Genomic DNA, 13968 nt, shown 5'->3' with positions numbered 1-13968 from the left:
TTTTATTTAAAGGTTCTTACAGAAGATTCTCTTACTACCAGTGTGGTATCTAAAACACTCACCTGCTTAGGTACAATATCTTCTTTGGCTTCTATTTGTTGTAACAGGAGGCGTACACTCTCCCTGCCTATTTGGTCTATAGGCTGGCTAATGCTACTCAAGGAAGGGGTTAAAAACTCGCAAACAGGCTCATTATTAAAACTTACTATAGCTACATCTTGCGGAATCTGGTATCCTTTGCTTCTTAAAGCAAAAATAGTAGCAAAGGCAACTCTGTCGCTTACCGCAAAAATACCATTAGGAGGAGGGGCAAGTTGCATCATGGCTAAAGTCTGAGCAATGGCATTTTCTTTGGTATAGTCACAGTGAAATACATAACGACTATCAAACTCTAATCCATGTTTTTCTAATGCTGCCCTATAACCAGACAAACGTTGATTGCTAATGAGCAAGTGGGGGGGACCTGCCAAGAAACCAATTTTAGTACAGTGGTTTTCAATCAAATGTTCCGTAGCTTTAAAAGCAGCGGAATGGTTATCCACAATTACCTTAGAGGCATCTAAATCATTCATGTATCGGTCAAAAAGCACTAAGGGAACGTTTTTTTGCAATAAGCGATGGATATGCTCGCAATTATCGGTATCTCTTGAAAGAGAAATCAGCAAACCCTCGACCTGCCCACGCATCAGGTTCTGAATATTAGTAACTTCTTTGGCATGGGACTCATTGGTCTGGCAAACCAATACGCTATAGCCTGCTTGCATTGCTGCCTCCTCTATGCTATTGAGTACAGCAGAAAAAAAATAATAACTTAGATTAGGAACAATAACTCCGATAGTCTTAGTAGAACTTTTGGCTAAGTTTTTAGCTAATTGATTAGGCTGATAATCAAGTTCCTCTGCCAATTTTAGAATGGCTTTTTTAGTATCAGGGTGTATCTCAGGCATATCCCTCAATGCTCTGGATACTGTAGAAACAGAGATGTTCAGCCTTTTGGCAATGTCTTTAATAGTTACTTGACCTGTTCTCATCGTTTATCTACTTCTCATAAAAATCCATAATTGTTTGTAATGCTCCTCATAAATAAGGTAAATTTTACAAATAATAGCGTTACTTAATTTTTTTCTTCTTTGCCATGTGCTACACCTTGCCATTTTTACAAATATACAAAAAAATTTAAGAATAGCAATGATAAAATCATTTCTAAAAAAATAGAACTTTTCCAAGAATTTATCTCTTAAAATCTAAAAACTTTCATCTATTCTTCCTACTCTCTTTTTAATGTAAAAAATCACAAAATCTAAGAAAAATCATACAAAGAACTAAAATACAAGCGGTTGCGGAAACGCTTGCATAAAAAAATTGCAAAAATTTTACCTTTATTATTTGCCTATTTCCTATCAACTCCTAACTTAAAAGAAAGTATCACAAAGCAGGTTTTGGTGAGAAGAAATCTTTAGACAAGTAAAAATTGTACTTTTTTAATAAATGACGGATTTGAAACTATTTGACTTAACAGGAAAAACTGCCTTGGTAACGGGGTGCAAGCGAGGAATCGGAAAAGCTATGGCGATTGCTTTGGCTGAGGCTGGGGCAGACATCATAGGAGTTTCTGCCTCTTTAGAGCTAAACGGAAGTGAAGTAGAAAAGGAAGTTACCAATTTAGGTCGCAAATTCAGTGCTTACCAAGCTGATTTTAGTGATAGGGTAGCACTTTACGGTTTTATCAAACAAGTACAAAATGATTTTTCCCAAATAGATATTTTAGTAAACAATGCAGGAACGATTTTAAGAAAACCCGCAGCTGAACACCCTGACGAATATTGGGATAACGTATTGGGAATCAATTTAGATGCACCTTTTATTTTGAGTAGAGAAATAGGGAAGCAGATGATAGCACAAGGAAAAGGCAAAATCATTTTTACGGCTTCTTTGCTTTCTTTCCAAGGGGGAATCAATGTGCCAAGCTATGCAGCAAGCAAAGGAGCCGTAAGCAGCCTAATTAAGGCTTTAGCAAATGAATGGGCAAGTAAAGGCATTAATGTCAATGGGATAGCCCCAGGATATATCGCTACGGACAATACCGAAGCCCTAAGAAATGACCCTGAACGCAGTCAGGCAATTTTGAGCAGGATTCCTGCGGGCAGATGGGGACAGGCTGAAGACTTAAAAGGAGCAACTGTTTTCTTAGCTTCTGTGGCTTCGGATTATGTAAACGGAACTATCCTGACAGTAGATGGCGGCTGGATGGGGAGATAAAAATATTAAAATACAATTTGAAAATGTTTGAATATAGTTTGAGGTGGTTTGCAATTGTTGGTTGTTAGTTGTTTCAGATTTTCAAATTTCAGATTAATTAATTTTGTAACCTCCTTATTATCAACACTAATTCACAAAGATACTTATTTTATATATATTGAAACAAATGTATTTTCAACACTTAAAAGATAATTATTCACTTTTTCATGTGTTATCACATGAAAAACAGACAAAAGGCAATATAGAAAATGGAAATTAGGCATCAGCACAGTCCACAAGAAGTGGCAAAGATGGATTCAAAAGCCCTCAGAGCAAGTTTTCTGATGGAAAATGTTTTTGAGGAAGACCAAATAAAGTTAGTGTATTCTCATTACGATAGAGTAATTATTGGTGGGGTCATGCCTCGAAAATCTCTTGTCGAGCTTCCTAATTATGACAGTTTAAAAGCTAACTATTTCTTGGAAAGGAGAGAGTTGGGCATCATCAATGTAGGCGGGAAAGGGAAAGTAATCGTAGATGAAGTAGCTTATGAAATGGATAAGTTGGATTGCTTGTATGTAGGCAAAGGAGCAAAAAACATAAATTTTGCCAATGTAGCCAATCCCTTGTTTTTCCTTATGTCAAGTCCTGCTCATCAAACTTATCCTACTTGTTTGATGCGACAAACCGAAGCAAGTCCTGCACAAATGGGTGCAGTAGAAACGGCTAACCAAAGAACTATTTATAAGTATATTCACTTAGACGGTATTCAAAGTTGTCAGTTGGTCATGGGACTTACCTTGCTCAAAACGGGTAATGTTTGGAATACGATGTCCCCACATACACACGATAGGCGTATGGAAGCCTATTTTTATTTTGATATTCCTGAAAATCAAGGTGTTTTGCATCTTATGGGAGAGCCACAAGAGACCCGACATTTATGGGTAAACAACCATCAAGCAATTATTTCGCCGCCTTGGTCTATTCACTCAGGTTGCGGAACCTCGAGCTATGGATTCATTTGGGGAATGGCAGGTGAGAACCAATCATTTGCAGATATGGATTTTGTATCGGTAACTCACTTGAAGTGAGGTAAGCACAAAAACATAGTATGTTTTGTCATTATTAGTAAAGAATCTTTTGAAAACAATAAAAGTAGATGTGAAAAATGAAAAAACAACTTTTACTTATCGTATTATTCCTACTGGGAATAAATGCCTTTGCACAAACCCAAAAAACTCGTCAAATCACAGGGAAAGTAGTTGAGGCGGAAACATCGCTTCCTATTCCTGGGGTGTCTATCGTCATTAAAGGTACAAATATAGGTACTACTACGGATACTGATGGCAAATATTCCATCAATATTCCCGATGCAAGCGAACAGGAATTGGTTTTTAGCTTTATTGGCTATGCTACACAATCTATTGCTATAGGTAGTCAATCTGAAATCAATGTCCGCCTCCAGTCAGATGTTACCCAACTTAATGAAGTAGTCATCATTGGCTATGGGCAAATCAAGAAAAGAGATGTTACAGGGGCAATCGTTTCTATGAAAACAGAAGACTTGACCAAAATCCCTACGACCAACGTCATGGAATCTTTGCAAGGCAGAGTAGCGGGGGTGGATATTACACGTAACAGCGGTCAGGCAGGAGCAGGCATCAGCGTTACGGTAAGAGGGAATCGCTCCATTACTGCAAGCAACAATCCGCTTTACATAGTAGATGGTATCCAATACAGTACTATCCAAGACTTGAACCCCAATGACATAGAATCTATGGAAATCTTAAAAGATGCTTCTACCACAGCGATTTATGGTTCAAGAGGGGCAAATGGGGTAGTCATTATCACCACAAAGAAAGGAGCATCTGACAGGGTAACAGTGTCTTTGAACTCATACATCGGGGTTTCGCAAATAGAATATCCAAGAATGAAAAATGCCCAAGAATACGTAGCGATGAAAAGAGAGGCAAATAGGGCGGCGGGTAGGTGGGCAAGCGAGGCAGATGACCCTAAGATTTTTTCAGAGTTTGAACGCCAGCAAATACAAACCAATGCCAATACCGATTGGATAAATCAATTCCTTAAAAATGGTGTGCAGCAAGACTACCAAGTAGGTGTCAGAGGAGGAAACGCAAAAACCAGATATTATGCCTCTCTAAACTACTTTCGCGAAGACGGAGTTTTCAAGATGGATAACCTTTCTCGCTACAATGGTCGTGTGAATTTAGATTTTTCTGTTACTGAAAAAATCAAATTGGGTACGCAAATGCAACTCACACATTACAACCAAAATATACGTCGCGACCCTCTCAACAATGCCGCAAAGCTAAATCCACTTTTGTTGCCTTATGACAGCGAGGGCAAGGTCATATTCCAACCTGACGGACGAACAGTCAATCCGCTGGTGGACGAGCAACCTAATAACTACATGAACAATATACGTACTACTCGCATTTTCTCCTCTGTGTATTTAGATGCCCAACTTACCTCTGATTTGAATTTTAGGTCTAACTTCGGGGCAACTTTTGACTACAGACGCACAGGGATTTTCAGAGGTTCAGAAACTGTAGATAGGGTTGGTTCTGTTTCTCAGGCAGTTTATAATACTTCGCAAGACATTCGCCTCACTTGGGAAAATATCTTGACTTACCAAAAGAAATTTGGAGAGCATGACATCACCGCTACGGGCATCACTACGCTTTTGACCAACAGAGAGGAAGCTCAATCTGCCACAGGTGCAAATCAATTGCTTAATTCTCAGCTTTTTTATGCCATTGGCAATGCGACTGAGCAAGTTTCTATTGCAAGTGCTTACGCTGGGAGTAACCTTGTTTCTTTTACAGGTAGGGTACAGTATAGCTTGAAAGGCAAGTACATTCTCTCTTTCACGGGCAGGAGCGATGGTTCATCTAAACTGGTAGATAAAAACAAGTGGGCGTTCTTCCCTTCGATAGCGGGTGCTTGGCATATCATAGACGAGCCTTTTATGAAAAATCAAAACGTATTCAGTGAGTTGAAGGTGAGAGGTAGTTATGGGATTGCGGGGAACGATGCAGTTGCTCCTTATTCTTCTCAAAGTTTGCTTAGAAGGATTCCTTTTTCCTTTGGAGAGACCCCAGCCACAGGCAATCGCTTCGACCTTCGCATAGGCAACGAGGAGTTGCGTTGGGAACTTTCTACTACTTATAATGGAGGTTTTGACTTTGGTCTGTTCAGAAATAGATTGACAGGCTCTATTGATGTGTACGATACCAGAACCAAAGATTTACTCCTCAATAGAACTCTCCCACCTACTTCTGGAGCAGGTATCATCACTGAAAATATAGGAAAAACAAGAAACAGGGGAGTAGAATTGAGCCTGAACGCAAGAGCCATAGACAAAAACGGCTTTCAGTGGAATGTAGGCGTAAATTGGTTTAGGAATAGAGAAGAAATTGTAGAGTTAGCCACAGGAGCCAATGACTTAGTGAATGGCTGGTTTGTGGGCTATCCTACAGTTGCTTATTATGACTACGAAAAATTAGGAATTTGGCAAACCTCAGAAGCTGACCAAGCCGCCAAGTTTAACCAAAAACCGGGGGACATCAAGGTAAAAGACCAAAATAACGATGGAAAAATAGACCCAACCAATGACCGTATTGTCTTAGGTTCGCCGCGTCCCTCTTGGAGTGCTAACCTCAATAACGATATTCGCTACAAAGGTTTTGATTTCTCCATACAGGTTTTTGCTCGTATAGGTCAAATGATGTCTTATGCTTACAATACTATCCATGACCCACAAGGCATCGAGAATGGGTCTTTCCAAAACTATTGGACTCCTGAAAATCCAAGCAATGACTACCCAAGACCAGACGCAAGCAAGTCCCAAAGTGCAACCTTGTATTTTAGCACTTTGCAGTATGTAGATGCTTCTTTTATTAAGCTCAGAGGCTTGACTTTAGGTTACAGCCTGCCAAGTGAAATGGTAGGTAAAATAGGCGTTTCAAGAGCAAGAATCTATGTTACAGGAAGAAACGTACTAACGTTTGCTAAAACACCTAACTACGACCCTGAAAGAGGTGGTTCTATGAGCAATCCTATCCCTCGCTTGTGGGTAGCAGGTGTTAATATTGATTTTTAAGGAGTCCGACTTTCTAAGTCGAGTAAAAACTAAATGTACGGGTTAGAAACTCGTACTCCTATATAAAATTTTTTTCACGAATTAATTTTGATAAAGATATGAAAATAAGTTTTTTAAAATTAATCCTTGCTTTGGTAGTAAGTTTGGGCTTATTTACCGCTTGCAAAAAACAATTAGAGGAATATAATCCCACAGGTTTAACGGCAGATGCCGTATTTTCTACACCTGCGGGTTTCGAGACCTTAGTCAATGCCGCTTATGCCTATACTCGCTTTTGGTATGGCAAAGAAGAAGGCTATGGACTCACCGAGATGGGAACTGACTTATGGATTAATGGTTCGGACAACAGACAGCCTGAAATGCTCAATTATTTGAACTTGCAGTCCAACCAAGCCTTTGTCGACACCCTTTGGAGAAAAACTTACCAAGCTATCAATGTATGCAATGCGGGTATCTCTCGCATCGACAAGGCAGGTTTTAATGAAACCCTAAGAAGAACCAGAGAAGGCGAATTACGTTTTTTAAGAGCTTTTTATTATTGGCACATCGTAGAAATGTGGGGAGGGGTACATTTTACCTTAGAAGAATCTAAAAAACCCCAAACAACTGCTAACAGAACTCCTGTAGAAACCTTTTACAAACAAATTATTGACGATTTGACCTTTGCAGTAAATAACCTGCCTGTAACTACAACTAACTATGGCAGAGCCACTAAACCTGCAGCAGAGGCATTTTTAGCACGAATATATCTCACCAGAGGCAATAATGCAGAGGCTTCGGCTCTGGCACAGAAAGTAATTAGTAGCTACGGTTTCCGCTTGCTTCCTAACTATGCAGACTTGTGGAGAATGAATAATTTAGTAAACAGCGAAGTGATTTGGGCAGTAAATTATTCTTCTAACTTGCTACTTAATGACCGTAGAGATAATATCTTATTTCCTGATGGGCATCCCAGAGGTGGACACAACGGACATTTGATGTTTGGCATGCGCTACGATGTTTCTACCCCTGGCATGGTCAGAGACATTGCCAATGGTCGTCCTTTTGTGCGCTATATGCCTACTTTGTTCTTGTTGGATTTATTTAATGATGAAATAGACTCTCGCTACGATGCTTCTTTTAAAACGGTTTGGTTCGCTAATGTGAATGCACCGACGGCAGGAATAGCCATTGGTGATACCGCTATCGTTGCCACCAAAAAAGTCATTCCTCCAGCAATCAAAGCTACCCGAAAATATAGGATTTACGACAGAGAAGTGATTTACAATCCTCTTACAGGAGCATCAAGGGACAACCAACACTTCCCTCCTTTGCGTAAATTTGATGACCCAACTCGTGCCACAGTAGCAGAGGAACAGAGTGCCAGAGATGCCTTCATCTTCCGCTTGGCAGAGATGTATTTGATTGCGGCTGAGGCAGAAATGAACTTAGGTAATACCTCCAAAGCAGCAGAGTTCATCAATGTTGTTAGAACCAGAGCCACTAAAGCAGGCAGACAAAATGAGATGCAGGTAACTGCGAGCCAAATCAATATTGATTTTATCTTAGACGAGAGAGCAAGAGAGTTGGCTGGCGAGCAGCTGCGTTGGTTTGACTTGAAACGCACAGGAAAACTGGTCGAGAGGGTGAGAAAATACAACCCTGAAGGCGCACCTAACGTGCAAAACTTTCACAACTTACGTCCTATTCCGCAAACGCAATTAGATGCAATTTTAAATAAAACTGAATTTACGCAAAACAGTGGATATAATTAATCTATTCTCTCAACCCAACTTTCAACCAGTTTTATGATTGTTCTCATTTCATACTTACCGTGCTGGCAGTTTCATAAACTGTCAGAGGTGGTTAAAAAATTTACCGCACCGTCAGACCGAAGGTTTGTACGGGGTCGTTTAAACGGTGCAGACCTTCGGTCTGACGGTAATAATTTTCTGTATTTTAAGTCCCATAGGGACGACAGCTTTGTAGCAATCTAAGTAAACAATAACGAAGTCCCGTTAGAGACGACTTTGTAAAATTTAATGCTATTTTCTAATACAAAGCGGTCATGCCTACGGCATTTAATAGATTGATTTTGAGAAACCAATGTGTTAGTTTAAGGAACTCACACCACATTAAAAGTCAATTTTTCATCTGTTATCACATGAAAAACAGAGTTAAACTGTAAAGCTATTTTGAATGAAAAACACCTTACTTATATTACTCATTCTTGTTTTTTGTGCGTCAAAAAACAAAGAAACCGAAGTTCGCCTTTTCCTCATTGGCGATTCTACTATGGCAAACAAACTGCCCCAAGATGCACCAGAAACAGGTTGGGGACAGGTTTTTCCACACTATTTTGATGAAAAAGTAGCGATTCAAAACTATGCGGTCAATGGCAGAAGCTCCAAAAGTTTCCGCACTTTGGGACATTGGGAAAAGGTAGTCAATCAGTTGGAAAAAGACGATTGGGTTTTTATCCAATTTGGGCATAATGACTCCAAAAAAGACGACACCACTCGTTATGCAGATGCTCGCACCGATTACAAACAAAACCTCATTCGCTATGTGCAAGAGATTCAGGCAAAAGGTGCAAAGGCTCTACTTATTACGCCCGTGATGCGAAGAAAATTTGACGAAAAAGGACAATTTGTCGACCAACACGGACAGTATCCCAATGTAGTCAAAGAAGTGGCAAAGCAGTTCAATATTCCTGTGTTGGATTTGCACAAAAAAAGCCAAAAAGTGATAGAACAGCATGGTGTAGAGGGGTCTAAAAAAATTTTTATGAACTTTGCAGGAGGAATTTATCCCAAATTTCCTGAAAATAAAGAAGATAACACGCATTTTTCGCCTTATGGTGCAAAACTGATGGCAAGTTTGGTAGCCGAAGGAATTGCAGAATTAAAATTAGACTTTGCCAAAAACTTAAAGAAAACCGCTTTTGCAGGAAAATATGAATATGAACTGCCTAAAATCTATGTGTCTGATTTTAAAAAAGATACATTTAATATTGTCAAGTTTGGTGCAAAACCTGATGGCATGACCTTGAATACCAAAGCAATTCAAAACACCATTGACGAATGTGCGAAAAATGGAGGCGGTACGGTATTGATTCCTGCGGGTTTATGGCTGACAGGAGCAGTTTCTTTCAAAAGCAATATCAACTTGCATCTACAAAAGGGCGCAATCCTACAATTCAGCGACAATTTTGACGATTTTCCTTTACTGCAAACCAACTGGGAAGGATTAGAGGCTATTCGTTGCCATTCACCTATTTATGGGATTAATTTAGAAAATATTGCGATTACAGGACAGGGAATTATTGACGGTGCAGGTGATGCTTGGCGACCCGTTAAAAAATCCAAATTGAGCGAACCCCAATGGAAAAAACTTTTGGCTTCGGGAGGCGTGTTGAACGAAAACAAAGACACTTGGTATCCTTCGGAAAAATCTTTCAAAGGCTCAAAAGCAAACAAACCTGGGGTGATGAGCGCAGGCTATACTATGCAAAACACAAACGAAATCAAAGACTTTTTGCGTCCTAATATGTTGAATTTTACTAAGTGCAAAAATATTCTCTTAGAGGGAGTTACCTTCCAAAATTCTCCTGCATGGTGTTTGCACCTACTTATGAGCGAGCATATTACCTTGCGTAATATTACTGTTAGAAATCCTTGGTATGCCCAAAATGGTGATGGTGTTGATTTGGAATCCTGCCAATATTTTAGCGTAGAAAATTGTATTTTTGACGTAGGAGATGACGGAATTTGTATCAAATCGGGTAGAGACGAAGAAGGACGCAAAAGGGCAATACCAACTGCTTATGGAATTATAAAAAATAACACCGTTTATCATGGGCATGGAGGCTTCGTAATCGGTAGCGAAATGTCAGGTGGTGTGCATAACTTATTCGTTTCCAACTGTAATTTCTTAGGAACTGATGTTGGGCTTCGTTTCAAAACTGCACGAGGACGAGGCGGAATCGTGGAAAAAATTTACATTGCCGATATAAATATGACTGATATTCGTGGCGAGGCGATTCTATTTGATATGTATTACATGGGCAAAGACCCTGTGGCGTTATTTGGCGACCAAGCTGAAACACCAAGCATGGAATTTCAGCCTTTGAATGAAGGAACTCCTCAATTCAGAGATTTTTACATTCAAAATGTAGTCTGTCGTGGGGCAGAAAAGGGAATTTTTGTGCGTGGCTTGCCCGAAATGAATGTGAAAAATATTTTAATAGAAAATTCTGTATTGAAAGCAAAACAAGGTTTTGTGTGTTTGGAAGGGGAAAACATTACCCTTAAAAACGTAAGCCTTTTCCCCGAAGAAAATACTATTATGCAGATGCAAGACAGCAAAAATATTACCTTAGACAACATTACTTACAGGGAAAATGCAGATTTGCTCCTGAAAATCAATGGAGAACGCTCAAAGAACATTCGCTTGCTCAATACCGATTCCAGCAAGGCAAAAAAGGAAATCGACTTGGGTAGTAAAGTAAGTAAATCGGTTTTTGTAAAAAATTAAGGAGTCCGACTTTCCAAGTTGGACAGTAGAGTTGGACAATACAAATACGAGTTAGAAACTCGTACTCCAAATCATTTTATGAAATTTAAACCATGAAAAAGCACATTCTCATTTTTATATTTTTCTTCGTTTTGTTTGGGGCTATTTCCAAACCCAATGCACTTTTTGCCCAAGAAAAGGCATGGTCAGTTCGCATGGCTGATGCCTTTATGACTTGGCACAAGGACTCCATTTTGATTGGGGAAAGGAAAACTACTCGCTGGGATTACGAGCAGGGTTTGATGCTCGAAGCCCTGAAAAGAGTTTGGATTCGCACAGGGGAAAGAAAATATTATAGCTACATTATCAATGACTTAGACCTTTTTGTGCGTGAAGATGGCACGATTCGCACCTACGAGTTGGACAATTTTAACATTGACAACATCACTACGGGCAGGGCATTGCTTTTTGCTTACCAAGAAACAGGCAAGGAAAAGTACAAAAAAGCGGCTTACCTCATTCGCAAGCAGTTAGCTGAACACCCCCGCACTAAGGAAAATGGTTTTTGGCACAAAAAGATTTATCCTAACCAAATGTGGTTAGATGGCTTGTATATGGCGCAACCGTTTTACACCGAATTTAGTGTAACTTTTGACGAGCCTCAAAATTTTGATGACATTGCCAAACAGTTTGAACTCATTGAAAGTCATTTGATTGATAAAAAAACAGGCTTGCTTTATCATGGATACGATGAGAGTAAACAACAAAAATGGGCAAACCCACAAACAGGTACTTCTCCTAACTTTTGGGGTAGAGCGATGGGCTGGTACGCCATGGCTTTGGTAGATGTCTTGGACAATTTTCCACAAAATCACCCTAAGTATAAAAATTTAATCCAATACCTCAATCGCTTAATTAGTGCTTTGGTGAGGTATCAGGATAAAGAAAGTGGTTGTTGGTATCAAATTACGGATAAAGGTGGTGAAAAAGGCAATTATTTAGAAGCCTCTGCAACGTGTATGTACGTATATGCTATTGCGAAAGGAGTGAGAATGGGTTACTTACCCGCAAACATGAGCCAAGTAGTAAAAAAAGGATATGAAGGCATTTTGAAAAACTTTATAGAAATAGATGAAAATGGCTTTCCTCATTTGAATAAAACTGTAAGCGTGGGTGGTTTAGGAGGCAATCCGTACAGGGATGGTAGTTACGAATACTACCTCAGCGAGCCTATCCGCAAAGACGATTTGAAAGGCATAGGACCCTTCATCAAGGCAAGTATAGAAATGGAAATTGCAGAGGAACAGGTAGTTGGCAAGGGGAAAAAAGTGGTATTAGATTATTTTTTTAATAACGAATATAGAAAAAACAAAGAAGGAAAAACAGAACGCTACCACTACGTTTGGGAGGACAAAACCAACTCAGGTTTTTGGCATTGGGGAGAAATTTTTAGGAATTATGGGGCAGAGGTTTCCTCTCTAAGTGTAGCACCAACTGCCGCCAATTTGAAAAAAACAGACATTTACATCATAGTCGACCCTGATACCAAAAAGGAAACAGAAAAACCAAATTTCATTGAAAGTCACCATATTAAAACCATAGGAACTTGGGTACAAGGAGGAGGAATTTTGGTAGTTATGGCAAATGATACAGGAAATGTGGAACTAAGAAATTTTAACCGCTTGGTAGAAGTGTTTGGATTGCGATTCATAGAAAAGAATAGGAATATGGTAAAAAATAATCAGTTTGAGCAAGGGAAAATTGAAGTTACGGAAAGTAATCCAATTTTTAAAACAGGAAAGACCTTGTATCTCAAAGAGATAGTAACCTTAGAAGTCAGAGAACCTGCTTACGCAGTGGTGAAGGACAATGGCGACATCATCATGGCGGTATCGGACTATGGAAAAGGGAAAGTTTTTGCAGTAGTCGACCCTTGGTTGTATAACGAATACGTGAATGGGAAAAAATTGCCTGCAGAATATAAAAACTTTGAGGCAATGAAAGAACTGACAGTGTGGCTTTTACAGCAGAAGAAATAATAATTCGCACCGTGATTCGTGTGATAACACACGAATCACTAAAAACATAAAACCATTGAAAACCAAAATATTTATATTATTTCTTCTTTTATTGTTTACTTTTTTTGGACAAACCCTTGCTCAAAACAAGGGAGAGATTGTTGTTGCCAAAGACGGTTCAGGGAATTTTAAAAGTATCCAAGAAGCAGTTAATTCTTTGCCACAAACGGCAGATAAACAGAGAGTTATTTTTATCAAAAAAGGAATTTACCAAGAAAAGGTTTTCATAGAAAAAGAAAAAGTTACTTTAAAAGGGGAAAAGGAAAATGAGGTAAAAATCATTATTTCAGAAGCAAGGGATATTTGGCGTTGCGAACACCCTGACGACTGGGGAGCGGCGGTTTTGAATTTGAAAGCCAACGACATTACGCTTGAAAATCTGACAGTTATCAATGAATATGGCTTTTCAGCCAAAGGAGATTCTTTGGTAAAATGTAGCAATGATACGACCAAACAAAAAGTCATTAAAACAGACGGACATCAGTTTGCTTTGCGAGCTATGCCCCCTACGACTCGCTTGATAGTAAAAAATTGTACTTTTCGGTCATTAGGCGGTGATACGGTCAGCCCTTGGGATACCGCCAATGGAATGTACTATTTTAAAGACTGTACCATGGAAGGTGGCGTAGATTTCTACTGTCCAAGAGGTTGGGCGTATGCGGAGAATTGCAAATTTATTTGTCATAACAAAAATGCGGCGATTTGGCATGATGGTTCACAATCTCAGGCGTGCAAAACCGTACTTAAAAATTGTACTTTTGAGGGAGATGACGGATTTAAGTTAGGAAGGTATCACAGAGAAGCCCAATTTTACCTGCTCAATTGCACTTTTGCAGAAAATATGGCAGATGCGGCGATTTATTGGGTTACGACTGCCCCCAGCCCTGTTTCATGGGGAGAAAGAGTTTATTATTACAACTGCCACAGGAAGGGAGGTGATTTTAGCTGGCATAAAAATAATTTACAACACATAAACCCTAAGAAAATCAATGCGAGCTGGACTTTTGATGGAAAGTGGAACGTATCAAAATGAGT

General features: G+C 39.4%; 8 protein-coding genes. 7 read left to right on the top strand and 1 reads right to left on the bottom strand.

Annotation, left to right across the window (positions count from 1 at the left end; genetic code table 11):
• Nucleotides 1-2: 2 nt before the first annotated feature.
• The gene (locus BM141_RS06795; RefSeq protein WP_091542251.1) at nt 3-1031 is read right to left on the bottom strand and encodes a LacI family DNA-binding transcriptional regulator; all 1029 of its coding nucleotides are present in this window, start codon (nt 1029-1031) and stop codon (nt 3-5) included.
• A 457-nt stretch (nt 1032-1488) separates the two neighbouring features.
• Between BM141_RS06795 and kduD the strand changes: the two genes are divergently transcribed.
• The 7 genes from kduD to BM141_RS06760 all read left to right on the top strand — a co-directional run bounded on the left by kduD (nt 1489) and on the right by BM141_RS06760 (nt 13966).
• Nucleotides 1489-2259, top strand: coding sequence for a 2-dehydro-3-deoxy-D-gluconate 5-dehydrogenase KduD (gene kduD, locus BM141_RS06790; protein WP_091542246.1), 771 nt, complete (start codon nt 1489-1491; stop codon nt 2257-2259).
• A 248-nt stretch (nt 2260-2507) separates the two neighbouring features.
• Entirely contained in the window at nt 2508-3329 is an 822-nt protein-coding gene (gene kduI, locus BM141_RS06785; RefSeq protein WP_091542241.1) for a 5-dehydro-4-deoxy-D-glucuronate isomerase, read from the top strand.
• A gap of 77 nt (nt 3330-3406) precedes the next feature.
• Nucleotides 3407-6361, top strand: a complete 2955-nt coding sequence (locus tag BM141_RS06780) for a SusC/RagA family TonB-linked outer membrane protein (RefSeq protein ID WP_091542237.1) — start codon at nt 3407-3409, stop codon at nt 6359-6361.
• Between the two features lie 98 nt (nt 6362-6459).
• The gene (locus BM141_RS06775; RefSeq protein WP_091542234.1) at nt 6460-8115 is read left to right on the top strand and encodes a RagB/SusD family nutrient uptake outer membrane protein; all 1656 of its coding nucleotides are present in this window, start codon (nt 6460-6462) and stop codon (nt 8113-8115) included.
• A gap of 424 nt (nt 8116-8539) precedes the next feature.
• The gene (locus BM141_RS06770; RefSeq protein WP_091542231.1) at nt 8540-10876 is read left to right on the top strand and encodes a glycosyl hydrolase family 28 protein; all 2337 of its coding nucleotides are present in this window, start codon (nt 8540-8542) and stop codon (nt 10874-10876) included.
• A gap of 92 nt (nt 10877-10968) precedes the next feature.
• Nucleotides 10969-12894: a glycoside hydrolase family 88/105 protein gene (locus BM141_RS06765; RefSeq protein ID WP_091542228.1), complete on the top strand. Its 1926-nt coding sequence runs from the start codon at nt 10969-10971 to the stop codon at nt 12892-12894.
• A 55-nt stretch (nt 12895-12949) separates the two neighbouring features.
• Nucleotides 12950-13966, top strand: coding sequence for a pectinesterase family protein (locus tag BM141_RS06760; protein ID WP_245764002.1), 1017 nt, complete (start codon nt 12950-12952; stop codon nt 13964-13966).
• Nucleotides 13967-13968 lie beyond the last annotated feature (2 nt).

This window comes from Thermoflexibacter ruber (assembly GCF_900113045.1).
GTDB classification, from domain to species: domain Bacteria; phylum Bacteroidota; class Bacteroidia; order Cytophagales; family Thermoflexibacteraceae; genus Thermoflexibacter; species Thermoflexibacter ruber.
The sequence above is the reverse complement of the archived record's forward strand: the minus strand, read 5'-3'. Positions and strand labels throughout refer to the sequence as shown.

Bases quoted from the DNA above. Each gene is read 5' to 3' on its own strand.
- BM141_RS06780 (WP_091542237.1), top strand. From the start codon at position 3,407: ATGAAAAAACAACTTTTACTTATCGTATTATTCCTACTGGGAATAAAT.
- BM141_RS06770 (WP_091542231.1), top strand. From the start codon at position 8,540: ATGAAAAACACCTTACTTATATTACTCATTCTTGTTTTTTGTGCGTCA.
- kduD (WP_091542246.1), top strand. From the start codon at position 1,489: ATGACGGATTTGAAACTATTTGACTTAACAGGAAAAACTGCCTTGGTA.
- BM141_RS06765 (WP_091542228.1), top strand. From the start codon at position 10,969: ATGAAAAAGCACATTCTCATTTTTATATTTTTCTTCGTTTTGTTTGGG.
- BM141_RS06795 (WP_091542251.1), bottom strand. From the start codon at position 1,031: ATGAGAACAGGTCAAGTAACTATTAAAGACATTGCCAAAAGGCTGAAC.
- kduI (WP_091542241.1), top strand. From the start codon at position 2,508: ATGGAAATTAGGCATCAGCACAGTCCACAAGAAGTGGCAAAGATGGAT.
- BM141_RS06775 (WP_091542234.1), top strand. From the start codon at position 6,460: ATGAAAATAAGTTTTTTAAAATTAATCCTTGCTTTGGTAGTAAGTTTG.